Origin of the sequence: Oribacterium sp. FC2011 (genome assembly GCF_000701645.1) — a bacterium.
Classification (GTDB): domain Bacteria; phylum Bacillota; class Clostridia; order Lachnospirales; family Lachnospiraceae; genus Oribacterium.
Window position 1 is genome coordinate 99,039 of the sequence record NZ_JNJM01000003.1, and the last position, 25,821, is coordinate 124,859.

Genomic DNA, 25,821 nt, shown 5'->3' on the forward strand with positions numbered 1-25,821 from the left:
GCAAAAAAACATTCAGGTGTTCTTTCAACCTTTTTTAGTACCCGTTGGGTATATGATCCTCTAGCCAGCAATTGTCTTTGGGATCGCAGAGGAAAATCCTGGATTGATCCTGCGGGGCTTTGGACTGGTGATATTTGAAGAGCATGGTTTTACCGTCCGTCATAGGACCGAGGATTTCAATCTTCCCTGTCCTATGAGACATGACGTAATGAAGGCTCTTGGACTGGCCGTTCATTCGTTTCCTGGCTTCCTCAACCAGCCTGGAGCCTTCGCGGATAGGAATCTGGAATTCGTTAAGAACGCCCTTGGCCGGACGGCACTGGAATATGTAATAGGGAATGACTCGATAGCTGAGTAATCTGTTCTGCAGGGTGCTCAGCACCTCAGGGTCATCGTTGATTCCCCGAAGGAGAACCGTCTGGTTTCGAACTATACAACCTGCTGCATGAAGGGAATGAATGGCTTTTTTTGCTTCCGGAGTGAGTTCTTTAGGATGGTTAAAATGTGTGACTATGATGATTTGTTTTACGGCGCAGTATTTCCTGAGTATTTCCAAAAGCTCTGCGTCATCATAAATCCGCATGGGAAGTACAACAGGTGTACGGGTTCCGATACGGATGAAATCCAGTTGCTCAAGCTTACTAAAGGTTTCGAGATAGCGTTCTATGACTTCGTTTGAGTTGATGAGTGCGTCTCCACCGGATAGCAGGATATTGTCGATTTCAGAATGGTTTTTAATATATGCAAGCATTGCAGGAATTTGAGAGGCGATCTCATCGGAAGTGTTGCCGACCATACGTTTACGGAAACAGTGGCGACAGTACATGGCACACTGGTTGGTGGTCAGAATCAGGGCTGTCTGTTGATATTTATGCTGTAAACCTGCGACAACAGTGTTGTCCGTCTCACCTGACTGATCTTCCAGGCCGCCATCGATAAATTCCGCCACAGTGGGAATACACATTTTGCGGATGGGATCCTGATCGTCATTTTTGTCTATCAAGCTCAGGTAGTAGGGAGTGATACAGATAGGGTATTTCTCTTCGATATGTCTGATCTGATCAGCAATTTCGGGTGAAAGACTGAAGACTTTCTCTAACTGGTCGACAGATCGGATACATTGGGACATAAGGGAAGATAGTACAGAATTACTCATATGCGCTCCTTTCTTTTTCTCTGGAAAGATGTTTTCAAAACCATTTTTGTTTAGTGAATATGGACATTGATAAAAAGAATTTCTTTATCGACTGTCACGATAGCTGCACTGTTTTAATAACTAACTATAAAGAAATTATATACCAAATAAAAGAAATTCACGATTCGAACGATAAAAAAAGAAGTGATTTTTTTCGTTGTCAGATAAAATACAGCCGGGACATGATCATAAATACGTCCCGGCTGTATTGATTTATCAGCGATCGAGTTTGTGATCAAACTCTTTCTTTTGTTGATAGTAATATTCTGTCGTTATTGAGACCTTTTCCGGCGCGCTCCTCAAACTTATCAAGGAGGTTCTGGATGGTCATGTGAGCACGTTCTTCGCCCTTGACATCGAAGACAATGTTTCCGCTGTTCATCATCAGGGTTCGGTTGCCGAGCTCCAGAGCCTGGTTCATGTTGTGAGTTACCATGAGGCAGGTAATGTGGTTCTCTGCTACTATCTTTTTGGTAAGCTCCAGAACCTTGGCTGCGGTTGAAGGATCCAGAGCCGCGGTGTGTTCGTCAAGAAGAAGGATTTTTGGAGTTACCATGGTAGCCATAAGAAGTGTCAGAGCCTGGCGCTGTCCTCCGGAAAGAAGTCCCACAGGGTGATCCATACGATCCTCAAGTCCCATATCAAGAAGTGAAAGCTGCTGTCTGAACTTCTCTCTTTCTGCCTTTGATACATGGCTGAAAAGACCACGCTTATGCTCATTGGCCCTGAGATATGCAACGGAAAGGTTCTCTTCTATGGTCATGTGTGGTGCTGTACCCATGAGAGGATCCTGGAAAAGGCGTCCGATGTAGCGGCTTCTCACATGCTCCTGCTCGAAGGTGATGTCCTTTCCGTCAAGCTCAATGAAACCCGAATCGGTGTAAAAGGAGCCGGCGATGGCATTGAATAATGTAGATTTTCCGGCACCGTTTGAACCGATAATGGTTGCAAAATCCCCATCCTCAAGAGTGAGGCATAGGTCTGTCAGAGCTCTTTTTTCATTTACTGTTCCGGTGTTAAAGGTCTTAAAGATATGTTCGATCTTAAGCATCTGCCCTGCCTCCTCTCATAGCTTTTCTTTCCTGCATTGCAGTGAGCTGCTTATGTTTAAATGCAATAAGCTGTTTCGCCCGTGGTGCCGCGATTGCGATGGCAACGATAACTGCCGATACCAGCTTAAATGCCTCGGTAGGAACATTGAGACGAAGGGCAATGGAAATAATGAAACGATACAGGCAGGAACCGATGACCATGCCAAGTATCCTTACTATCATCTTTCCTTTTCCACACAGGGTTTCACCGATGACAAGAGACGCAAGGGCTATGGTTACCATACCTGTACCAAGGTTAATGTCACAGGTCTTGTTGTACTGGCCGATGAGGCAGCCTGCGAGACCGGTAAGGGAATTTGAGAAGCAAAGTCCCACTGTGATGGTAAATATCGGGTTGATGGAGGAAGCTCTCACCATGGCAGGGCTGTCGCCGGTTGCACGGATGGAAAGACCGAGAGTCGTTCCCAGGAACCATTTGATAAGTGCGCAGACCAGTATAACTACAACTGCCAGCAGAATAAGTGCGGACCAGTCCTTCCAGAAGGCAGAGTCACTGAGTCCCTTGAATAGAGAAAAAATGGTGTCTGTTCCGAAGATGGAGACATTGGAACTGAAACCCATGACGGCCAGATTCACCGTGTATAGTCCTGTGTTTACAATGATTCCGGCGAGAATGCTTTCAACTCCGAATTTTGTCTGAAGCAGTGCCGTTACGTAGCCGGAACAGATGCCCGCCAGCATTGCCGCAGGGATCGCCAGGAAGGGGTGTCCTGCTATGGTAATGATTGCGCCTACTGCACAGCCAAGGGTGTAGCATCCATCAGTTGAAAGATCGCAGATGTTAAGGATTGAGTAGCTGATGAAAAGTGAAAGTGCAACAAGTGAATAGATAAGTCCCACCTCAAGCGCGGTGCGGACTATGCCTGCTGTTAAAAATCCGGTCAATGGAATTTCCTCCTGAAATTTCGACCACCGGGGTTGTCTACCGGGGAAAGTTCTCGCCTACAAGAGCTTTCCCCGGTAGACAGGTAAAAACCGTCCCTGTGGATAAGTGTTACAAAACAAAGTGCTTCCCGGTCGGTTTCCCCGGGAAGCTTGAGAGTGTATTGCTGTTATGATTATAGGTTAAAAAATCAGTTTTGAGAATAACTGAAAAACTTCGGAATGAAACCGCTGAAAGTCAAAGGAAGCGGCTCAGGGCTGAAGCATTATTTTGAGAATTCCTTCTCTGTCTTTGTCTCCACGATCTGTGTGCAAAGCGGCTCGATGGCTTTCTTTACATCATCAAGGTTGAGACCGAGAACCTCGCAGGTATCTGTGTTTATGGTTGCGATACCGTTATCGAAGGTCTGAACTGAAGTTGTTGCAACATCACTGCCGTTTACAAGAATATCGGCAACCATATCAGCTGTAGCAACTCCGAGGTATGAGTAATCAACTCCGTAGCCCATGAAAGCACCGTTAAGAGCGAAGCTGTCGGCACCTGCGTAGTGAGCGATCTTTGCATCCTGGAACTTCTCGTAGATACCAAGCTCAGCCTGCTGGATGGTATTGTCGGTCGGTGTAAATACCGCATCAACGCCTTCTGCCACAAGAGCATCTGCCGCCGCCTGAATCTCGTCAGTCTTTGTTCCTGTTTTTTCAATGTACTTGATGCCCTTATCGTCAAGATACTTCTTGGCATCCTCTATAGGCTGCTTTGAAGCATCCTCTGAATTTGAGTAAAGAAGACCTACATAATCTGTTTCCGGGTTTACTGCAAACATGAGATCCATGATGGCATTTGTATTAAGTGCATCTGAGGTGCCGGTAATGTTTGAGCCGGGAGTTTCCATGGAGCTTACCAGCTTTGCTGTTACAGGATCTGAAACTGCTGAGAATACAACCGGAATACCCTTATCTTCCACAGCTGCCTGTACAACCTGTGCAGCAGGAGTTGCGATTGGGATGATAACGTCAACTTCATCAGATATAAGCTCACTTGCGATCTGATTGAGAACCGTTGCATCTCCCTGACCGTTGAAGGTGTAGTCTGCATAGTTGAAGGTTACACCCATATCTCCGGAAAGCTTGTCAAGCTCAGAGGCAACATTGTCCTTGATCTGATTAAGTGACGGATGATCCATGAAAAGGACGATACCAACTTTGAAATCTTTCTTATCAGCTGAGTCTGCATCAGCATTTTCTTTTGAGGTATCTGATCCAGCTGCATCAGTGGCTGCTGCTTCAGAAGCTGCGGCTCCGGATGTAGCCTCAGGTGCTGTGTTTGAACTGCAGCCCATAAGAGATGCTGCCATAAGAACTGCCATAGATGCTGCGATTAACTGTTTTTTCATTTGATTTTCCTCCATAATGTAAAAAGATGTTTACTGGAGCGCCATTGTGATACAGATTTATCGTCCTCCCCGGGGTCAGGCATCGTACTTGGATTGATAGCCTGCCAACCTTCGGACTAAAAAGAAAAGCCCCATGTCAGGATCACTCCCGACATGAGGCGAATATATAAATCCGTGGTACCACTCATATTACCTTAATAAAAAGGTCACTCTTCACATACCAGCATATGTGCTGCCTGATAACGGTGCAGAACCCGTTGCCGCATACTCGACTCATGATCTTCAAGTCTTTCTGAGCACCCTCCAGAGTCCATTCACTTATCCGCCCGTACCGCAATCCCACCACCTGCGGCTCTCTGTGACGATAAAGATAAACTACTTCTCTCTGTCATCGGTTTGTTTTATTAATTTACACGTACTTTAACACGTTGAACTTTTGATGTCAAACATTTTTTTTGATTACTAACTCCGTCCCCATGGTCCATCAAGGAATATAGGTCATGGCGAAACAGGTTCTCCCATGACTCATAAGCAGTTTTTTTGAATATAGGTCATGGCGAAACAGGTTCTCACATGACTCATAAGCATTTTTTTTGAATATAGGTCATGGCGAAACAGGTTCTCACATGACTCATAACCAGTTTTTTTGAATATAAGTCATGGTGAATCATGTTAATCCATGACCTATATTTCTTTTTTTGAGATATAGGTCATAGTAAAAAACGCTCTTCCTTGACCCTATATTTAGAAATTGAGTTTTGAAGTCAATCGATTATTACTATTGAATTGATTCAAAAACGCTAATTCTAATATGTGGTCAATCCTAACACACTGATTATTATGGAGCGTTGAGACTTTAAGTCAATTTCTGTGCCATTTCATCACTTGACGGTAACACAGTCACCTATTCATTTCGCTGTGGAATCCAGTGGAGTAATGGTCCTCAATAACAGCATTGATCTCCTTCAGATTGCTCTGAGGAAGGTCGCCGGGGATGGTGTTCTTCATTGCGGAGGTAGCGTTACCGTATTTCACTGCTTCTCTCACATCGCCGCCGGAACTGATGAGACCGTACAGGGCGCCTGAAATGTAGGAATCGCCGGAACCGATACGATCTACAACGTCGATGTTCTCGTATGGCGGCTCCTCGAAATAAGCATCCTTTTCGGCATCGTAAGCAAGTGAGCCGAAAGAATGAGATTTCGGACTATGTACTGTTCTCTGTGTGGCAAATACAGCCTTTATAGGATAGTCCTTTGTAAAGCTCTTGATCATCTCACGGCAGCTACCTTCTTTAAGGAAGGTGAGTTTTGCGGTGGACTCTGAGCAGAAGAAAATGTCTACGTAAGGAAGGATTTCAAGAATAGTTTCTCTTGCCTCGTCTCCTGACCAAAGGTTGCCGCGGAAGTTCACATCAAAGGAAATAAGGGCTCCGTTTTCCTTGAATTTTTTTATTGCCTCAATGGTTGTCTTTCTGATCTCCGGTGAAAGTGCAAGGGTGATTCCTGAAGTATGGAAACACTTGGTTTTTTCATAAACTTCCTGAGGAATTTCGTCAGAAGTTAATGAGAAAAAGCTGGAATTACGTCTGTCGTAGATTACCTGTGGCTTTCTCGGATATGCGCCGTACTCGTAAAAGTAAACCGCTACTCTCGCTTCCGGTGAATCGTCATATATGAAGAAATCATCGGAAACACCGTAGCTACGGATGGTTCCCTTCATATACTGACCGAGGTCGTGTGACGGAAGCTTTGAAATGATACCGGTGTGGAGTCCCAGAAGGGATGCTCCGACGGCAACATTAAGCTCTGCTCCGCCTACATTTTTTTCAAAGACATCGCTTCTTGCGATACGCTCATTTCCCGGAGGAGAAAGTCTCAGCATAAGCTGTCCCATGGTAACAAGGTCAAAAGAACGGTTTGGAAAATTCATGATCGGCTCCTTTATTTTTTATTTAAAATACATGTCTCAAATTTTTTATAATGCATTGATTTTATATCAAGATATGGTTATAATCAAGAAGAAATGTAAGCGTTTACAGCGAGGACTTTGCATCAGCAAACGTCCGAGCGATATGGCAAGAGCTTTTGCTCTTGTCCCGAAGGGATCAGGTGAGGCTATCAACGCCGAACCTGACCGGCGGAGCGCCAGCGGGTATGGTCAATTTAACCAATTCAAAAAGGAAATTTTTATGAATATTTACGACATATCAAAAGCAGCAGGCGTGTCCATCGCCTCTGTGTCCCGTGTCATAAACGGGGCGGATAATGTTTCAGAAAAAACAAGAAAGAAAGTAATGGATGTTATAGATGAATACGGATACACTCCCAATGCCTATGCAAGAGGTTTGGGACGAGGTTCCATGAAAACCATCGGTATCATGTGTTCGGACTCTTCCGATATATATCTTGCCAATGCCATCTACTATCTCGAAACCGATCTCAGGAGAAACGGTTATAACAGTATCCTGTGCTGCACCGGCTACGACCTTGAGAATAAGAAGGCAAGCTTTGAGCTTCTGAAATCACGTCAGGTAGATGCGGTTATACTTGCCGGTTCAAAATATGTTGAGAAAAATCCTGAGGACCATCAGTACATAATCGATGGTGCAAAGGAACATCCGGTCATGATGCTGAACGGATTCATTGATGCGGATAATGTCTACTCCGTGGCCAGTGATGACAAGGGCGGAACAAAGGATGCCTTTATCAGGCTTCACGAATCAGGCGCAAGAAAAACCATCTATGTTTATTCCAGTGACAGTTATTCAGGATCAAAGAAAATAGATGGTATCAAAGAAGGCGCAAAGGAATGTGGTATTCCTGCGAATTCCGTGCGTATCGTCAAGGGTGAAAAGAGTTATAAGGGTATAGAGGAGCTTTTAACCAGGGAATATGAAAAGGAACCCTTCGATTCCGTCATCTCCTCGTCCGACACTACCGGTGTAGGTGCTCTTAAGTTCGCTATTCACAAAGGACTCAGGATCCCGGAGGACATTCAGATCATAAGCTTCAATAATTCAAAGCTTGCCAATGCGGTGAACCCGGAGCTTACCAGTGTGGACGCGAGACTGGAGGAATCCTGCTCGAAAGTCTGCAAGCTCATCATGAAGCTGCTTAATCCCCCTCTTGATGAGGAGGGCAATCCGGAACCGGTTTCCATACCTAAGAAAACAAAGGTAAAGACAAAACTGGTTACCAGAGAAACAACACGATTTTAACGTCGGATATCACGACGTTTAAATATAAAAAAACGTAACAGCTCAGCCGCTGGAACACTTACCCTGTCACCATAGTTCACCGGCGAACTGGTACAAGAAAACAATGTATTATACTTATGGAGGTAATTTAAAATGAAACCATTTATGGATAAGGATTTCCTGCTTTCAACAGATGTAGCAAAGCAGCTTTATCATGATTATGCTGAGAATGCACCTATTCTCGACTATCACTGTCACATCAATCCTCAGGAGATTGCTGAGGATCGTCAGTTTGATAACATTTTCCAGGTATGGCTTGGAGGCGATCACTACAAGTGGAGACAGATGAGAACAAACGGTGTTCCTGAGGAGTATATCACAGGTGACAAGTCAGATCGTGAGAAGTTCCAGAAGTGGGCAGAGACCATGCCTAAGCTTATCGGAAACCCTCTTTATCACTGGTCTCACCTTGAGCTTCGTAAGTATTTCGGATATGAGGGTTACCTTAACGGAGATACAGCCGAGGAGGTTTGGAATCTTTGCAATGAAAAGCTTCACCAGAAGTCAATGTCTGTAAGAAATATCATTAAGGCTTCCAATGTTACTCTTATCTGCACAACAGATGATCCTGTTGATACTCTTGAGTGGCATCAGAAGATCAAGGATGACCCTACCTTTGATGTTCAGGTTCTTCCTGCATGGAGACCTGACAAGGTTACTAATATTGAGAAGCCTGAGTTCCCTTCATATATGAAGAAGCTTTCTGAGAGATCAGGTATCGAGGTTAAGGATTTCGCATCACTTAAGGAAGCTCTCAAGAACCGTCTTGATTTCTTCCAGTCAATGGGATGTATCGTAACAGACCATGCTCTTCGTTATGTTATGTACGCTCCTGCTACAGATGCAGAGGTTGATGAGATTCTCAAGAAGGGTCTTAAGGGCGAGACATTAACACAGGAGGAATGTGCAAAGTACAGAACAGCCGAGATGCAGTTCCTTGCAAAGGAGTACAACAAGAGAGACCTTGTATTCCAGATCCACTTCGGATGTGTACGTGATAACAATGCTGACATGTACAACAAGCTTGGCGCTGACACAGGTTTTGATGCTGTTGACAACTACGCTCCTGCTGATCAGCTTGCTGCATTCTTCAATGCACTTTCAGCTACAGATGAGATTCCAAAGACCATCCTTTACTCACTGAATCCTTGTGATAACACAACCATTAACACAATCTGCGGATGTTTCTGCAAGGCTCCGACACAGAACCGTATCACTCAGGGTGCTGCATGGTGGTTCAATGATCACAAGCAGGGTATGACAGATCAGCTTATCAACTACGCTAACCTGTCAACACTCGGAAACTTCAACGGAATGCTTACAGACTCACGTTCATTCCTCTCCTACACACGTCACGACTACTTCCGTCGTATTCTTTGCAACCTTGTAGGAAGCTGGGTAGAGAACGGTGAGTATCCTTATGACAAGAAGGCTCTGGAAGAAATCATCAAGGGCATTTCTTATAATAATGCTGCAAGATATTTTGGATTTGATCTTGAGCAGTGCTGAACTGTATAATTTGAATCAGATTTAAAGGTAAATATATACACTGAAGAAAATAAAAGGGACGTGTGGCCAGGCTTGCGAGTTGAGAGCACATCCCGCGCAGATTGTACGGCTAGGGCGTACGTTAGTACGAATTAGACGAACAATCTGCGCGGGATGTGATATCAATCGAGTGAGCCGTCACACGTCCCTTTTCTTTTCTGGAGTAAACCATTATTTTGGAATCTGATTCCACCATACAGGATAAACCATTCCCTGTGTCATACCTGTAGACTCAAGAACCTTTAACAGTTCAATATATTCTGCATCAGACATGCACTGATATGTATTGCAGGAAGGACATACCCAGGTTTTATCACCATACTCGCCATTTGCGTTAACAACGTTCATAGGTGTTCCGCACTGAGGGCAGGTTGCTTCATTAGCTCCGCCTACACCGCCGGTAACATTAGCCATCTCTTCATCAGAAATTGCGGTATTCTTTGCCTTGATCTTCTCTACTTCTCCGCGATGCTTCTTGATAAACTCGGTAAACTTGTTGTCTTCCATAAAGTACTCCTTTCATGTTTTGTACGCCTTCAGGAATCAGCAGTTATATTTAAAAACTAAACTATGTTTTTCATTGCCTTCCTGTCTTTTAATTGTTGAATCGAGTATAACATTGCATTAATTTAAGTACAATATTTAATGTCTATTCGGTAGGTTTTAATGTCTGTTCGGTCACGGTTCAGACATTTCCACTATGTTTTTGATCGTAAGCCTGATTTCAATCACGGTGATACCTTTACTGTGCTTATGAGTACTCCATCGTAGTAAATACTTGCCTCTTCTTCAGGTGCAAGATCCTTTGTGTCCACAAGGGTGAATGAGTGGGATGTCTGAGTATCGCTCTTTACGGTTACAAGACCATCATCATCCATGAGGCAAGGATATACCAGCTGACCGCTTTTGGTTTCAATCATAAACTTTGCGGCGTCGAAGGCTTTCTCTTCACCGGTCTCATTATAGAGGTAGATTCCAAACCAATACATCCTTTCTCCGGTAGCACCATCTCCATACTTGATTTTTACTTCACGGCACTGAACCTCATCCTTTGTAACGAAGTGACCGTCTTCTAAAGAATTTACGTCTTCAGAGGAATCCTTCTTATCCAGAGTGAGTTTTGTGTTGGCAACCTTCTCAGCAATCATTGCCTGTACCATCTTCTGGTACTCTTCTGACATAAGGAAGGAGTAGTCAGGAGTGTCACCCTGAGCCTGAACTTCCTGAGATGCTTTTTCAGGTGTTGTAGTGATACTGTTGATAATAGCTTTCGTAAGCTCCTCAGCTTCATCGCCGTCCTGCCAGAAGGATAGCTCTCCGAAATCATTACCGGAAACGAAAATGTAGTTTGCTACTATATATTCTTTTTCACCTTCGTACTTCTCTTTTGAGAAATATAGTCCGAGTTCGGTATCATTTATGGTGACTTCGGTGATTCCGTCAGCATTGTACTGTTTTGCCTCTGTCTCGGTATAAGCGTAAAGGTCTCTTCCTTCATTAGGGAATTGATATACATCGAAATCCATAAGGAATTCATCACTCTTGTAGTAGGCTATCATGTCATCCTTGCGCTCATTATCCTTTACATCGCCCTGATAGTAGCTCTTGGGAACCTTGATGAAATATCCGGTAGTTCCGATCTCCATGTACTGGGCGTCTTTGAATATTTCCTGCAAAACAACAGAGCTGACGTTTTCTTCTTCAGCTACGGAAGTCTCTTCCTTGACAGCTTCTGTTGTTTCGGCTAATGTATCTGCCTTTGCTGCTTCAGTGGTCTCTTGAACTGTGGTTTCCACAACTGTCTCTGCAGACTTTGATTCAGCAGTGGTTTTCTGAACTTCACCACATCCGGAAAGAAGGGCTGCTGAGCAGGCTGCTATCATAAGTGAATATAACGCTTTTTTGTTCATGTTGTTCCTCCTGGTTTGTAACAGGCTTTTCAGAAGCCTATGTTAAAAGATGATGATTAATGCTTTTTCTAAAACTTTGGATTTTTTTAAAGAGGTGGATTAACTCTGCTGATCTTTCTTCTTGAATAATTCCATAAGTGCCAGACCTATAGCTCCTCCTATTGCAATCACCACTGCCAGAGAAATCATAAATGATATGATTCCAAAAACAATTAGACCAACTCCGCCCCACCTTAATATTTTCAGGATGGTTCCGTCTGATTTGGAGATTTCTTCTGAATACAGCTCCATAGGATCGTTAGGATCTACATATATAGTGTATTGACTTCCTACCCTGAAAGTATCCTTAAAAGTACTGCTGTAGGTGGTTGCGTTAGATGAATAGGTCTTTCCGTTTAAATCATATTCAAATACCGGTGTTACTGAGGATGAATTCGAACTTCCTTTTTCAGAGCTTTCCGATCTTGCAAAACCGGTTACTGTTGCCTGTACCTGAGTTGTGCAGCGCTCTTTTAATGCGGCATTTTGTTTTGTTATAAAGGATGATGCAAAGATAAATATTATTCCAAGTATCACCATGATGACAGATCCAAATAGTCCTCCCAAAGGGCCGCTATTCCGACGGGTTGTAGTTGTAGTGACTCTCATGATAAATCCTCCTCGAGATTTTTATTGTTCCTTGGAATCTTCCTTCGATTCCCGGCTCCGTTTCTTTATGAGTTGACTGTACCATGGCTGGATTTTGGTTACAATAATTCCTGTCTATTCGGTCGTTTTTCCTGTCTATTTGGTCAAACTACTGGATTTTTTTTGTTTTTCACAGTAACTGTGTGGCTATGTCGGTATATTGGAACTGAATTTTACGAGTTCCAGTTGTCCGTTGATTTTTGCTATCTCCTTCTTCCAGAGATAGTATTCTGTCAGCCAAATGGCCAGATATACTATAGAAAAGGCTAAAAATACCCAGAACAGAATTCCCTGTGGGAACCATCCCAGAATCTTACTTGTGATAAACATGGAGACAAATGTTACCAAATAATGTGTGAGCGTGGCTCTTCCGAGGCTCCAGGATTCAAAGTCATATACGATGGCTCCTCCGTTTGCTATAGCACCATATAAGCCTGAACCAAACAGCTGCATCAGAAGAAATCTTTTGTTAAGTGGTTCGGTTTCACTTGTAAAGATAACATAGGTGATGGCACCGATCGAAATTCCGAGAGAGAAACCAACCAGAGCCCGTATTATAAATTTTGTTTTGATGTTCATGACTGACCTCCTCCTCATCTATAAATGCATGTTTTCCGCCGTTTATCTCTGACACACAGATGTCAATCTAACCAGCTCTATAAATGTATGTTTTCTGTTGTTTATCTCTGACATACAGATGCAGATCTATCCGGCTCATCTATAAATGTTGATTTAAATGACTGCCTTTGAAAGAGCAGCTTTGATTTCCTTTACTCTTCTTCTTGAAACGTAGGTTTTTTCTCCGTTTTCAAGTTCCACCTCTATAGTTCCGGTGGAAGAAAAATCAAAATTCTTAACCCTTTTTATATTCAGAATCTCTGACTGTGAAATACGTATAAAGCTTTCCGAATCCAGCAGTTCTTCGAGGTCTCGGAGATTCTTTCGGACTTCATATAGTCTTTCTGAGGTCTGGATCAGGATCTTTCTGTTAACGATGTAGATTCGGAATATCTTCCTCTGTGGCAGCATAACAACGCTACCCTTGAAATATGCCTGAATCATAGGTTTCTGATTATTGGCATAGTTCTGGATAGCGTTTATTACGCCTTCGACATCTTCATTATTTTCCCTGTTTTTTATTATGACAGTCAGTTTCTCAAATGCTTCATCGATAATGAGCTTAATATCTGGTAAGTCGGACATTTTTTAAATCCTTCAATTGGTGTCGTTTTTATCACTATTGCTGCTTCCGTCTTTGTAAAACATTGAAACTATGGTCATGGCTATTCCGCCTGCAAAAACTGCAAGCCAGGCATGCTGGTAGGATCCGGCAACGGTTCCCCATGCAATCATGACAAAAACTGATATCATGGCTATAGCTGCAATGATTTTTGATTTTTTCTTGTCTTTCATTTTTTCACCTCATCAATAAACGTAGGTAATTCACGGGTTATCTCTGAAAAACAGAGTCTTATCCACAAGGATCCCATAGGATGTCGGTTTAATCAGTGTTTTCCCGGAACCTGCAGTATCCAGCCGCCTGTAACAGCATAAAGACCTACTTTTAAGTTTGCGGGTAGTATATCGTCCGTCTGACTGTTGGCAACCAGTTCTGCACCGTCACTGAAGCGTACCTGATAAAGCCTGCCGCCAAGATGCATTACTATGGTCCCCATGGCATCATATTCAGGGTCTTTTTGTCGGTCTATAGAAAGCCCTCCATTGGCACCCATCAGCATTTCATCCGAAAGCTGTATGTTCTTTTCATTGTTCATGGTATTTCCTTCTATCAGATAAATTCAGCAATTTCCCACTTGCCCATACCTACAAGAGCGATCATTACTCTGGTTCCGGGTTTGAGCAGTGGGCCAACTCTATCGTATGAAGCAATAGCTTCAGGACCTTGATCACGCTTTACTCTATATGTATTCCGTGACTCATCATAAGGCCCTATTACTGTTCCGGGTTCTTTACGTACCCTGCTCTCTCCTTCGCCGCCTGTTACGTTTTCCATCAACTCATCATTGAGTTCCATATTCTTATTTTCTGACATTTTGATTTCCTCCTCATCTATAAATGCATGTTTTTTGCTGTTTAGCTCTGACATACAGATGCAGATCCAATTGGCTATTAGAATTTTACCGGCTGTTCTATAGAATCATTCGAAGATTCCGTTTCTTCATGATTCGACTTTACCATGTATAGGTTGACCCTACAATATTTCATGTCTATTCGGCTGTTTTTCATGTCTATTCGGTCATTGCAGTGTCTGAAGTTTAAGGGGTACTTCCAATACAGGTTTTACTTATCCAGTCTCTGACGGGAAACCAGATCTGCAAAATAACCATTCAGTGCTATAAGCTCATCATAGGTTCCGTCTTCAACAATATGACCTCCGTCGAATACCAGAATTCTGTCGCATTGTTTTATGGTTGAGAGTCTGTGGGCAATGACGATCCTGGTGCAATTCATCCGGTCGAGAGCATTGGCTACCTTTTTCTGGGTAATGTTGTCGAGAGCTGAGGTTGCTTCGTCAAAAATAAGTATCTTCGGCTTCGGTGCCACGGCTCTCGCTATCATAAGTCTCTGCCGCTGCCCTCCCGAAATGCCTCCGCTGCCTTCTGAAATAAGTGTGTTCATACCCATAGGCATACGGCGTATGTCTTCGTCGATGCCTGCGATCTTTGCAGCTTCCCAGGCCTCATCAAGAGTAAGCTGAGGAGCCGAAATCACGATATTGGAGTATATATCGCCGGAAAACAGCTTTCCGTTCTGAGTAACAACCCCGATATGCTTTCTGAGGGACTTAAGATCCACAGTAGATAGATCCTTTCCGTCATAGAATATGTTTCCTTTTGTTGGTGTTTCAAAACCTATGAGAAGTCTCACCAGTGTGGATTTTCCGCATCCGGTCTTTCCCACTATGGCAACATACTGTCCCGGGTTTATCTTCAGGGAAAGGTTGTCAATGATAATCGGTGAGTTTTCAGTGTACTTGAAGCTGAGGTTTACGATTTCTATCATTCCGGATAGTCTTGACAGGTTTTCCTTATTTCCGGAAATCTCAGGTTCCGCCTTAAGTATCGGCTCAGCCATCTCCAGGGTAGGTTTAATGTTTGCGGCCGTTATCGCTACGCTGAAAAGTGCCATAAAGGCTCCGAAGACCATTCCGTAGGCTGTATTAAAAGCGTAGTATTCAGCAGGGGACACATGGTTAACTATAGCCTGATTGTAAATCACAATGGTACCGATAAGGGTTATGGCAATACTTATAACTCCGTTTAGCTTTATGAACAAAGGCGGATTATAGAGAAGCTCGGCATTTTTTGAATAAAGGTCTCCCCATCTTGCAAAAACACGCTTCTCTGCGCCGGTAAGCTTAACCTTCTGGATTCCCGAAACTACCGCATAGCTCATACCATTTTCCTGAGAACTAAGCAGCATCTGTTTTTTGGTTATCCGCATCTGTACCAGAGATGATATAACTGAAAAACCCACTGTGATGATAATGATGGAAAGAGCCGGTATCACAAGTCCCGGTGCAAAGGCAAAAATCTCAAATATGTAGACCAAGGAGAATACCGAAGTTAAGCCCGTGTTCAGCACCACAGAAACCAGCGTGGAACATAATGAGTTAACATGATTTGCTCTTGCTGCAAGATCGCCGGAACTAAACTTCTTAAAGAAGTCTGCCGGTAATGACAACACTCTCATCATGGTAGCTGCTTCAACACAGATACTCATTTTGGTATCTATCCTTGTGGAAATGAGATTTCTTGCCGCACTGAAAATAAGGGTACTCCAGGACACACATAAAAGAAACATTGCAGTTGTCACAAGAAGTGATATCTTTCCGTTGTCTATGACATTACGAAAAAGAAAAAGGTTGATCCTGGGAGTAAGAAGCCCCACAAGAGTCAATGCCAGTGTGGTCAGGAATACCATCACATAATCTGAAATATCGATGACACCAAGGATATATTTTGAAAGCTCCAGTAAGGAAAGCTTTTTAAGCGGGAAGGGTTTATAAAAGGCGTAAGCCCTTTGGGAAAACATAGCTTCGGTTTTCTTTGTGACAATCCGGTATTTATCAGAGGTATCATCGTAATATTTATAGCTGCTCAGGCCATAAGGGATAAGTACGACAGGGTAATTATCCTTCTTCTTAAATCCCAGCATCAGCCCGTAGGCATCCTTGCTCCACCCGGGGGTAAGATTCACCGCCCTGTGCATAACCCCATGAGGATGCAGAGCATAATCAAGCTTATCCTCAATGGAAAACAGATTTTCGGGCAGCTCTTTCTTAGGGATATGAAGGTGCTGAAGGATATCGTTTATCGCACTGTCTTCTACGTCGGATTCCTCCTCCGTGGATGCTCTGTACTTTATACCTGTAACAGCTCCTGCGATGTTTCGGAAGGCGCGATCAAAAGCCTGAGCATCTTTTTGTTTTCTCTGTTTTATCTGATCATCAAACCAACCCATATATCTTACTCGCTTTGTACTAATTCTCTGTAATAGTCGCTGTTTTTGAAAAGTTCATCGTGGGTTCCTCTGTCCACTACTTCTCCGTTTTTGAGTACGATTATTTCGTCACAATCTCTTATGGTGGACAGCCTGTGGGCTATAACTATGGAGGTAATGCCTCTGTCCTTTATGGCCTTCACAACATCATATTCTGTTTTTGCATCCAGGGCTGAGGTGGCCTCGTCAAGAACTATGATGGTTGGATCCTGGGCAAGAACCCGGGCAATCTCCATGCGCTGCCTTTGACCTCCCGAGAAGTCTTTTCCGCCTTCACTCATTTTATAATCATAGCCGTTTTCTCTTGCGATTATATCCTTATGGATTTGAGCGTCCCTGGCAGCCATGATCACTTCGAAATCCTTGATGGTACTGTCCCACATTCTGATATTTGCGGAAATCGTATCTTCAAACATGATGATGTCCTGATCCACTACCGCAAGGGAACCCTTGAACACGTCTTTATCGATTTTTTTAAGGGGAGTTCCGTCATACAGGATCTCGCCTTCCCAGGGATCATACAGACCGGAAAGTATCTTTGCCAATGTTGACTTTCCGCAGCCACTCTCACCAACGAAGGCAATCCTCATTCCGGGTGATAGCTTTAATGAAAAGTCTTTAATCAGCGGCTCCGCAAGCCTTGAATATCCGAAGGTGACATTACGCATCTCTATATCACCGCTGAGTTTATTGTATACTTCGGCTTTTACGGTTGATTTTGAAGCACCGTTTTTATCCTCGGGGTATTCCATAACATCTTCTATACGTTCCATCTCAGTCCTTAACTCCTGTAAGGTCTGCCCTGTGGAGATAAAGGTTTCCGCAGGAGCCGAGAAGGAACTGAGAAATCCCTGAAAGGCGGTGACCATACCAAGAGTAAATTTACCCTGTATCACCAGAAGGACGCCCATTGACAGTACCAGGGTATTGGTCACGGCAGATACCACTCCGGGAAGGATTCCCAGATATTGATTAAGCTTTGCAAATCGAACCTTCTGGGTGTTGACGCTTGCCTGGTAGCCGGCCCACTTTTGGAAGTATCCGTTTTCTGCACCGCTGGATTTAATGGTTTCGATCATCTCTATGCCTGCTGTAGTGGAGCTTGCCAGCTTTCCTGCATCTCGCATCTGTATCCTTGAGATGTTCACCCTGTACCTGGATATGATACGGGCTATCAGCATATTTATAACAATGGATGATATACCGATCATCGTGAGCAGCACGCTGTTCTTAAGCATTACCACAAGGTAGAAAACCATCATGAATGCATTAAGGAATAGCGGCGCAAAGGTGTTTATCAATGAATTCGAAATGGATGCATTACCCATCCTTCGCTGAAGTATATCGCCTGCATATCGTTGAGAGAAGAAATCCATGGGCAGATTAAGAACCTTCCACATGTAGGAGGTAGTGCCCTGAACTGCCATTTTACCGTTTATACGAAGGGAATAAACTGTTCGTATGAGCTGTGACACTATCTGTATGATTGCAAACACTGACATAACAAGGATAAATGGAATGTGCCACCCGGGATCCTTTCCTGTCAGAAGCCGATCCATGAAGATCCTTGAAAAAACCGGGTTTATAACTCCGATCAGGGAATATATGATGTTTGTAAGCACAACGAAGGCGATGGCAATGCCGCAGCCTGTCAGTCTGCTTCTTGCAAAATCAAGGGTGGATCGTTGTTTTCCGCCGGGTTCAAATGTTTCTGATGGGGAAAAGAGTATGCATAACCCGGTGAAATTCTCATCGAACTCTTCCATGGAAACAAGTATTGTTCCTTTTGCGGGGTCATTTAAAGATACCTTTCCATTTTTGAATCCGTTTACCACTACAAAGTGATTGAAACCCCAATGGGCAATGCAGGGGAAAGTTCCGTTGTCACGAAGGTAATCAGGCTCATATCTGTAGCCGGTGGCATTAAGCCCGTAATTCCTTGCAGCCTTCATAACGTTTAGTGCATTGGAACCGTCTCTTGACACTCCGCAGTCACGACGTACCTGAGGAAGTGGTATCCACTTGTCATAGTAAGCCAGGATCATGGCAAGGCAGGCAGCTCCGCATTCAAGCATTTCAAGCTGCATGATAAAAGGTACCTTTGCCACCTTTCCCTGTGTAGGTTGTTTAAGTTTAGTATGTTTCATTGCTTACCGAATAAAAATGAAAGTGGTGAGATCTTTTCGGTTACAAGCTGCACTTCGTAAATGCCTTCAGCGATCTCCCCGTCAACAGTAACCTCATATACCCACTCGCCTATCTGCATGTTTCCGGTAAAAAGCGCGTAGGAATCAAAATCGGGAGTGAGAGCTATGGGCTTTGCATCACTAAGGGATACTTTATATTCTTTGCCGTTTGATCTTATAAACATATCTCCGGAGAAACGGTTTTCGAATTCCTTTTTAACGAGGCATACGGCATGGTTGTCTTCTGAAATCATTACTCCGGGAACATATGAGTCGATATGCCCTACAGTGCCGAAGATGCAGGCTCCGGCAAGCAGGATATGTATGGCCAGAAGGATAAACCAGACACCGGGGTTTGCCAGTTTAATGTAGTCATTAAGCTGATCCGGTGAGGATATCCGTTCTATGGATTTATCTCGGAATATGGTTTTGTTTTCCATCAGGCAGTACCTCGTATTGAGAGATTTAATCTAAGGATAAAATACGGAAATATTAATATAATTCTATTGAAAAAGTGCATAATAAGCTTTGACTCTATAATCGACATTATTCTTTTGTTTAATAACTATGTTTTTTTTTCATGATATAAGCCTTTACCTTTGCAAAAGGAATTAAAAAGTAAGGAGTCTCCTTTTTAAAGAGGCTCCTTTTAACGTGACATTGAATTGATTATTATGAAGGAATCAGCATACTTTCATATCATCATTAAGTTCCATGTTCTTATTCTCTGACATATCTGTTTCCTCCTTGTTATGTTGTTCTTCTCATCAAAGGAATTGAATAATCTCCCATTTGGCTTGTCCTATTAGTTCAACTTTTACCCTTGTACCCGGCTCCAGCAGCTTTCCGATTGCCCAATAGTGAGCGCTTATATCTCGCCCGTCATCCGCATGTACCCTGTAAATCGTCGGATCTCCTGAAACACCAGGGCCAACTACTGTTCCTATTGCAGTACGTCCTTTTTCTTCAGCATTACCACCCGTAGCATTCGCCATCATCTTATCATTAAGTTCCATGTTCTTATTCTCTGACATTTTCTTATCCTCCTGTCTTAGTCGAAATTTTTTAGGAATCTTTCTAATTCCTTTTGTTCACGTTTTTTTGATAGATTAACTGTACCATTAATGTATTATCGGAACAATGATTCTCGCCTATTCGGTATATTTTAATGTCTATTCGGCAAAAAACTCTGATTCTATGAGTTTGAGTTCATTTATTATTCTTAATTTCCATATGAATCCATTTCTTATTTAATGCTTTCTTCAAAGTATCTATAAAAGGTTAAGTGATTTTTGTGTTTTTTGTACATCAAAAAGAGGATGTGGAAATGATCTCTCATTTTCACATCCTCTTTAACTGTCTAAAACAATCGAGTATCGTAATAAGCCGGGTTATGTATCAAGTGGTCATCTATCTAGGGCGTATGTTGCCATACGTCTCAATCAACCTACCCGGAAACTGACGAGCAGCCATATGTTTCCTGTTTGGTCTTTCTTCAGATGGGGTTTATAATGCCACAGCTGTTACCAGTTGTGCGGTAGTCTCTTACACTGCCCTTTCACCCTTACCGGTCGAAACCGGCGGTCTACTCTCTGTTACACTTTCCTGTGCGTCACCGCAACCTGCCGTTAGCAGGCATCCTGCTCTGTGAAGCCCGGACTTTCCTCTCCCAGCCGGTTTCCCTTATACTGGCAGCGACCACATCCGATACTCGAGACTAGAGTGTACTATTAAATGGTTTACATTGCAAGGAAAAAATGCAAGGGATAGGTGGCGAGGAAAAAATGCAAGTGATGCGTGGCGGCCCACGAGATTGAAAGGACATCCTGCTCGAAATGTTCGCCCCAGCTGCACTATGTGCATCTGGTTCGTACATTTCGAGCAGGATGTTCTTTCAACTCGCAAGCCTAGCCACACATCACTTGCATTTTTTCCAATATACGTATTGGCTAGCCTGATCCCTTGCATTTTTTCCAATATACGTATTGGTTATCCTACGTCTAAGCAACTGCCACCGATGAATTCGCGAATAATTGAATTCTGGGGTATTAACTCGGGGCTGATGGGGAGGATGTAGTCCAGGAATTTCAGGAGGCGCTTGGCTTCCTGGTATTCTGGATCGGTGGGTTTTATCTGGAAGAGTAAGGGGGCTGCGAAGATCTTCAGTACCGGGAGCTCGTAGATCATGCTGGAATTAACCATGACATCTGCGCTTTCCTGATAGGGGAAGATGTTCATGTTCTCTCCTCTTCGCACGTTTTCCCACATGGCGATGGTATCCTTGGCTTTATAGCCTCTGGTTCGATTATCACGGACTATACGTCTCAGGAGACGACCGTCTGTTGTCGGGATGCGGTTGTGGCTGTCAACATTGACCTGGGTCAGGGCTGAGATATATATGCGGTATTTAGCGTCTTTTGATAAAGCATAGGACATTTCATCGTTCAGGCAATGGATGCCTTCGATGACCAGAACGTCATTTGGTTTTAATCTGCAGAAATCACCCTTGTATTCTCTCTTTCCGGTGAAGAAATTGTACCTCGGGAGCTGGATGGTTTCTCCCTCCAGAAGTTTCAGCATATCATTGTTGAAAAGCTCAACATCCACACACTTTATGGATTCGAAATCCTTCTTGCCGTTTTCATCCAGGGGAGCAAGTTCGCGATCCCGGAAATAATTATCAACGGAAATAGGATGAGGGTTGAGACCCAAAGCTCTCAGCTGAATGCTTAAGCGTCTTGAAAAAGTGGTTTTTCCGGAGCTTGAGGGGCCCGCGATCATAACCACTTTTTTCTTCTTCTCTTCTATGTCCATGGCGATGTTGCCGATGGTTTTCTCGAACAGTGCCTCCTGCATGAGGATGAGGTCATCGGAGTGACCGTCCACTACCATTTCATTCAGTGATCCGATACAGGAGCAGCCGATTTTTTTTGCCCACTTTGAGGAGGTCTGCTGAACGTTATAGAGCTTATCAAAGGGGACAAAATCCGTTACCTTATCAGGTTCCTGACGGGATGGAAGGAGCAATACAAATCCTTCACCGTACTGTATAAGATCATAGGACTTTATATAGCCTGTACTCGGAACCATATATCCATAGAAGTAATCCCTGAAGCCGTCCATGTCATAAACATTAACATTGGCAGTCATACGGAAACGGAAAAGCTTTTCTTTACTGTGCATTCCGACCTTACGGAAAAAATCCCTGGCTTCGTTGGTTCTCATGGAGCTTTTTGTGATGGGGATATTCATCTCGTGATAAACGTCCATCTGATCCTTGACCTTTTTCAGAAGCTCAGGCGTGATTTCCACGCCTCCGTTCAGGTGACAGTAGTATCCACGTCCCAGGGTATAGTCTACTATAACTTCAAAACCTTTTACGTCGGAACACAGCTTATAGAAAGCCTTCAGCATCATGAAGATGGCTGAACGCTCATAGGTCATCTGGCCTATCTTTGACCGTCCGGTTATGAATTGTATATTCCCGTCTTCCTTACAGGGGTTAAAAAGCTCATATAATACGCTGTTAAATCTGGCAAGTAAGATATCTTCCTTGTAAAGTGACTGGAATTCTTTTGCCATATCAAGAAAGGTTGTGCCCTCCGGGAACTCATAGTTATCTCCGTTTAATGTAATGATCATAATAAACTCCGTTCGTAAACAGCTGTTGGACTTTTTTTCAAAAACAGGATTCCCCGGAAAGCTGCGGGAAATCCTGGGATAGTTTTTTCTATAGTTGTTTTTAAGATGTGAAGTATATCGCTCTCATGAAATCCGGATCAATAAGCGGAGACTATGAAAAATCACAGGGCCTTGGCCGGAAAACGGTAGTAGTCCTTGACGATGTCAGCCTCAGGAAAACTGTCTCTGAGGAAATTTCCGATATGCTCAACAAAGATGTGCTCCAGACCATAGTGTCCGGCATCGATGAGACTTACACCTTCTTCGTTAAGATCGATTCCTTCATGATGCCCCATATCACCGCTTATAAATGCATCAACATGAAGAGACAATACTTCTTTAAGCTCGCTTCTGCCTGAACCCGGACAGCAGGCGATAGTTTTAATTGGTGCCCCTGCGTCATAAAAGCTTACAAACGGAAGGTCAAATTTTTCCTTCACAAGCTGAGCCAGTTCATCACAGGTCATGACATTGGGAAGCTTTGCAACAAATCCGATGCCATATTCTTTTATTTCGACAGTATTTCCGGAATTATCAGTTACGAGCTCCGGGGCAGAAATGCTGAGACCTTCCGGGGTTCCGTTTTCGTTACCCACGGGAACATATCCTGTGGGGTCCATGATCTTGGATTTCTCGAAGCCAAGTGTCTCGCATACTATGTCTCCCATGCCTCCGGGACAGCTGTCATAGTTTGTATGCATAGAATAAACAGCTACATCGTTATGAATCAGATCCATGAGCTTGATTCCAAGAGCCGAGCTGTCATTTATGCATTTGATTCCTTTAAAAATGATCGGGTGGTGAGTTACAATCATGTCGCAGCCGGATTCAATGGCTTCACTGATTACATCCATGGTTGCGTCCAGTGCAACACATACTCTGAAAACCTCTTTGTCTCTTCTGCCCACAAGAAGTCCGGGATTATCCCATTCGCAGGCTGAAGCCGGTGGTGCCAAAAGGTCAAGTCTGTCTGCAATATCCCCTACTGTTAACATAAGTACCCCTCCAATGCTTTTAAACAGTGTTTATGTGCTTCTTTTATTGAATCATTCTGCGTTTTCTGAAGGATGCTTTCAAATCGGTTCTTCTCTTTCAGAAGAAACTTATGAAGTGTTTCATCCTTCCTATGCAGCAAAATTCCTCCATAGATGAAGTCTTCTTCGTTTTTATAGAAGTCTTCGGCTGATGGTTCTTCTTCCAAGGAACTATCAGGTGAAATAACAGTCATCACTGTATAATATTTCCCATCCTCCATGAGCATCGCCTCGTCTTTGATGATCATGTGGTTATCTATGAGAAAGTGCCGGAAATGTTCTATGTCCGACTGAGGTGAAAGAATAAAAGTATCAAAATCATGAAGGCGGTCCTGAAGGATCTTTTCCATCAGAAGTCCGCCCATACCGGCAATGACTACGGTGTCTGCTTCGTGAGGCAAAACCTCTTTTAATCCGTCACTTAGTCGTGTTTCTATTTTGTCTGCAAGACCGGCGTTTATAATGTTGCTTTTTGCGGAACTGAGCGGTCCCTCATTGATGTCACAGGCGAGAGCCCTTCTGGCCTTCTCCTTTAAAACCAGCTCGATGGAAACATAAGCATGATCACAGCCTATATCCGCCACGGTTTCTGAATCCGGAACCAGCTCCACGATTTTTTTAAGTCTGTCAGGTAAATTGGTCATTATAGTTTAAGGTTCTGAAGATCCGACTGCTGTTTGAAAAGCTCTGTAAGTCTGTGCGGATCTGTTTCGTTTTCTATTTTCGTATTAAGTGAGGTAAGTTTAATGTTTCTGATGATGTCTTCAAGCCCCCGCTTAAATTCATTTTCGTCGGTATCCTCTGAAAGAAGATTTCCGTTAAACATGCCTGCCACTCTCTCGTAGTCTTCATCGGAATCCCGGAACCGGTCAAGAATCTCATTGGCAGGAGTTTCGTTATAAACCATGGTGAGAACCGTTCCCATGATTTCATCACTCATATCCTCCGGAAGTATAAACTCATGTACCTTAGGAATAAGCTCCGGTTTTTCCTGAAGCCAGGTTATAAGCTGCTTCTCTGATTTCTGCAGAGCCGTTTCCTTCCTGCGAACCTTGTCCTCCTTTGGAGTGAAGTTTGTCTGAGTATATATCCTCTCATTAAGAGGTGATGACTGACGTTCCCTGAGATCGCTCATGTTATTCACAAGCTTTCTCAGACTGTCAAGGTCGATAAGCTGTTCTCTTGCAACTGCCTTCACATAGTTTTCTCTTTCGATAGGTTCTTTTATGTCACTAAGCTTTGAGGCTACTTCATTGGTGTACTGTGTCATTCCGGCAGGATCGGAAAGATCGTAATCCTGCTTTATTACATCTATGAGCCACAGGAAACTGTTTTTCGCATTGTCTATGCGATCCTGAAATGCTTCAACGCCCATTGCCTTTATAAACTCATCAGGATCCTTGTAGGGCTTCAGGTTTATGACTCTTGTGTTAATGCCTACGGCCCGAAGCATTGGCATGGCTCTTTTGGCTGCATTGATACCGGCACCGTCCGAGTCATAGGTTAATATAACATCATCCACATATCGCTTTATAAGGCGGCACTGCTGGTCGGTAAGTGCGGTTCCCAGAGAGGCAACGGCATTGGTAAAGCCTGCCTGATGCATCTGGATAACGTCCATATAGCCTTCACAAAGAATGAAATACTTCTTTCTGGATTTCTTCGCGTAACACAGACCGAAAAGGTTTCTTGATTTTTCAAAGAGCTTTGTCTCGGGACTGTTCAGGTATTTCGGTTCTCCGTCACCGAGAACACGGCCTCCGAAACCTATAACCCTGTTATTGGCATCCATGATAGGGAACATGACACGGTTAAAGAACTTGTCATAGATTCCTTTTTCCGAGTAATTAATAAGTCCGGACTGATGGAGTAAATCCTCGGAATATCCTGCGGACTTAAGGTACTGATAGAGTCCGTCTCTGGTCTGATCCGCATAGCCGAGCCCCCAAAGCCGTAAGGTCTCATCACTGAGCTCACGCTTCTTAAAATAGTTCATGCCGATCTGGCCTTTTTTGTCTCTCAGAGCGTTATAAAAATAAACCGCAGCCTTTTTATTTATGTCAAGGAGCTGAACCCTGAGGTCATTTTCCTTTTTTTCTTCCTCCGACTGATTTATCTCGGGAAGCTTATAGCCTACATCATCCGCTACTTTTCGGATAGCCTCGGGAAAAGTAAGGTTCTCGTATTCCATGGTGAATCGGATCACATCTCCGCCCTTACCGCAGCCGAAGCAGTGAAATATCTGCATCCTGGGGTTAACGGAAAAGGATGGAGTTTTTTCGCCGTGGAATGGGCACAGCCCAAAGTAATTGGCTCCCTTTTTCTTTAAATTCACGTACTTTCCGACCACGTCAACTATATCTGCCCGTGACCGGAGTTCCTGAAGTATTTCATCAGAATAACGCAAGG

23 protein-coding genes, 1 other RNA gene and 1 other annotated feature are annotated in these 25,821 nt (G+C 43.6%); of the genes, 2 read left to right on the forward strand and 22 right to left on the reverse strand.

Going from position 1 to position 25,821, the window contains the following annotated elements:
* Window positions 1-34: 34 nt before the first annotated feature.
* The 5 genes from T357_RS0103290 to T357_RS0103310 form a co-directional block, all read right to left on the reverse strand.
* The gene (locus tag T357_RS0103290; protein WP_242840056.1) at window positions 35-1,156 is read right to left on the reverse strand and encodes a KamA family radical SAM protein; all 1,122 of its coding nucleotides are present in this window, start codon (window positions 1,154-1,156) and stop codon (window positions 35-37) included.
* A 274-nt stretch (window positions 1,157-1,430) separates the two neighbouring features.
* Window positions 1,431-2,246 (reverse strand): ABC transporter ATP-binding protein, encoded by an 816-nt coding sequence (locus tag T357_RS0103295; protein ID WP_031548581.1) that lies wholly within the window; start codon window positions 2,244-2,246, stop codon window positions 1,431-1,433.
* Entirely contained in the window at window positions 2,239-3,192 is a 954-nt protein-coding gene (locus T357_RS0103300) for an ABC transporter permease (RefSeq protein WP_031548583.1), read from the reverse strand. Before T357_RS0103300 ends, T357_RS0103295 begins: the two co-directional genes overlap by 8 nt.
* Before the next feature lie 263 nt (window positions 3,193-3,455).
* Window positions 3,456-4,583: an ABC transporter substrate-binding protein gene (locus tag T357_RS0103305; protein WP_031548585.1), complete on the reverse strand. Its 1,128-nt coding sequence runs from the start codon at window positions 4,581-4,583 to the stop codon at window positions 3,456-3,458.
* A 151-nt stretch (window positions 4,584-4,734) separates the two neighbouring features.
* Window positions 4,735-4,984, reverse strand: a binding site (T-box leader).
* Between the two features lie 499 nt (window positions 4,985-5,483).
* Complete coding sequence (locus T357_RS0103310) at window positions 5,484-6,515, reverse strand: sugar kinase (RefSeq protein ID WP_031548587.1); 1,032 nt, start codon at window positions 6,513-6,515, stop codon at window positions 5,484-5,486.
* 259 nt (window positions 6,516-6,774) lie between these two features.
* Here T357_RS0103310 and T357_RS0103315 point away from each other — a divergent pair, with 259 nt between their 5' ends.
* Together T357_RS0103315 and uxaC are read left to right on the forward strand one after the other, a co-directional pair.
* Window positions 6,775-7,803 (forward strand): LacI family DNA-binding transcriptional regulator, encoded by a 1,029-nt coding sequence (locus tag T357_RS0103315; RefSeq protein ID WP_031548589.1) that lies wholly within the window; start codon window positions 6,775-6,777, stop codon window positions 7,801-7,803.
* A 132-nt stretch (window positions 7,804-7,935) separates the two neighbouring features.
* A complete protein-coding gene (uxaC, locus tag T357_RS0103320; protein WP_031548591.1) occupies window positions 7,936-9,351 on the forward strand; it encodes a glucuronate isomerase in 1,416 nt (471 codons plus the stop codon).
* 210 nt (window positions 9,352-9,561) lie between these two features.
* Here the strand turns inward: uxaC and T357_RS0103325 are convergent, their stop codons facing one another.
* From T357_RS0103325 to dnaG, 17 genes are all read right to left on the reverse strand, one after another.
* Window positions 9,562-9,897: a hypothetical protein gene (locus T357_RS0103325; RefSeq protein ID WP_031548593.1), complete on the reverse strand. Its 336-nt coding sequence runs from the start codon at window positions 9,895-9,897 to the stop codon at window positions 9,562-9,564.
* A 221-nt stretch (window positions 9,898-10,118) separates the two neighbouring features.
* Window positions 10,119-11,300 carry a hypothetical protein gene (locus tag T357_RS0103330; RefSeq protein WP_031548595.1) on the reverse strand — a complete coding sequence of 394 codons (1,182 nt, stop codon included), beginning with the start codon at window positions 11,298-11,300 and terminating at the stop codon, window positions 10,119-10,121.
* A 99-nt stretch (window positions 11,301-11,399) separates the two neighbouring features.
* Window positions 11,400-11,948, reverse strand: coding sequence for a DUF3592 domain-containing protein (locus T357_RS0103335; protein ID WP_031548597.1), 549 nt, complete (start codon window positions 11,946-11,948; stop codon window positions 11,400-11,402).
* A 186-nt stretch (window positions 11,949-12,134) separates the two neighbouring features.
* Window positions 12,135-12,566: a DUF3021 domain-containing protein gene (locus tag T357_RS0103340; protein ID WP_049962239.1), complete on the reverse strand. Its 432-nt coding sequence runs from the start codon at window positions 12,564-12,566 to the stop codon at window positions 12,135-12,137.
* 153 nt (window positions 12,567-12,719) lie between these two features.
* Window positions 12,720-13,190: a LytTR family DNA-binding domain-containing protein gene (locus T357_RS0103345; protein ID WP_031548601.1), complete on the reverse strand. Its 471-nt coding sequence runs from the start codon at window positions 13,188-13,190 to the stop codon at window positions 12,720-12,722.
* A gap of 12 nt (window positions 13,191-13,202) precedes the next feature.
* Window positions 13,203-13,400 carry a hypothetical protein gene (locus T357_RS0103350; protein ID WP_031548603.1) on the reverse strand — a complete coding sequence of 66 codons (198 nt, stop codon included), beginning with the start codon at window positions 13,398-13,400 and terminating at the stop codon, window positions 13,203-13,205.
* A 92-nt stretch (window positions 13,401-13,492) separates the two neighbouring features.
* Window positions 13,493-13,762: a hypothetical protein gene (locus T357_RS0103355; RefSeq protein ID WP_031548605.1), complete on the reverse strand. Its 270-nt coding sequence runs from the start codon at window positions 13,760-13,762 to the stop codon at window positions 13,493-13,495.
* 14 nt (window positions 13,763-13,776) lie between these two features.
* Window positions 13,777-14,040, reverse strand: a complete 264-nt coding sequence (locus T357_RS0103360; protein ID WP_031548607.1) for a hypothetical protein — start codon at window positions 14,038-14,040, stop codon at window positions 13,777-13,779.
* 248 nt (window positions 14,041-14,288) lie between these two features.
* On the reverse strand, window positions 14,289-16,472 hold the full coding sequence (locus T357_RS0103365) for an ATP-binding cassette domain-containing protein (protein WP_031548609.1): 2,184 nt from the start codon (window positions 16,470-16,472) through the stop codon (window positions 14,289-14,291).
* Between the two features lie 5 nt (window positions 16,473-16,477).
* On the reverse strand, window positions 16,478-18,658 hold the full coding sequence (locus T357_RS0103370; protein ID WP_044915999.1) for an NHLP family bacteriocin export ABC transporter peptidase/permease/ATPase subunit: 2,181 nt from the start codon (window positions 18,656-18,658) through the stop codon (window positions 16,478-16,480).
* Window positions 18,655-19,137 carry a hypothetical protein gene (locus T357_RS0103375; RefSeq protein ID WP_031548613.1) on the reverse strand — a complete coding sequence of 161 codons (483 nt, stop codon included), beginning with the start codon at window positions 19,135-19,137 and terminating at the stop codon, window positions 18,655-18,657. Before T357_RS0103375 ends, T357_RS0103370 begins: the two co-directional genes overlap by 4 nt.
* A gap of 327 nt (window positions 19,138-19,464) precedes the next feature.
* On the reverse strand, window positions 19,465-19,731 hold the full coding sequence (locus T357_RS0103380; RefSeq protein WP_031548614.1) for a hypothetical protein: 267 nt from the start codon (window positions 19,729-19,731) through the stop codon (window positions 19,465-19,467).
* A gap of 332 nt (window positions 19,732-20,063) precedes the next feature.
* Window positions 20,064-20,411: RNase P RNA component class A (gene rnpB, locus T357_RS19955), an RNA gene on the reverse strand.
* A gap of 275 nt (window positions 20,412-20,686) precedes the next feature.
* The gene (locus T357_RS0103385) at window positions 20,687-22,339 is read right to left on the reverse strand and encodes a nucleoside kinase (protein WP_031548616.1); all 1,653 of its coding nucleotides are present in this window, start codon (window positions 22,337-22,339) and stop codon (window positions 20,687-20,689) included.
* 161 nt (window positions 22,340-22,500) lie between these two features.
* A complete protein-coding gene (locus T357_RS0103390) occupies window positions 22,501-23,373 on the reverse strand; it encodes a Nif3-like dinuclear metal center hexameric protein (RefSeq protein WP_029201118.1) in 873 nt (290 codons plus the stop codon).
* Entirely contained in the window at window positions 23,367-24,056 is a 690-nt protein-coding gene (locus tag T357_RS0103395) for a tRNA (adenine(22)-N(1))-methyltransferase (RefSeq protein WP_031548618.1), read from the reverse strand. The genes T357_RS0103390 and T357_RS0103395 overlap by 7 nt, the downstream gene beginning before the upstream one ends.
* Entirely contained in the window at window positions 24,056-25,819 is a 1,764-nt protein-coding gene (dnaG, locus tag T357_RS0103400; protein ID WP_031548620.1) for a DNA primase, read from the reverse strand. The genes T357_RS0103395 and dnaG overlap by 1 nt, the downstream gene beginning before the upstream one ends.
* Window positions 25,820-25,821 lie beyond the last annotated feature (2 nt).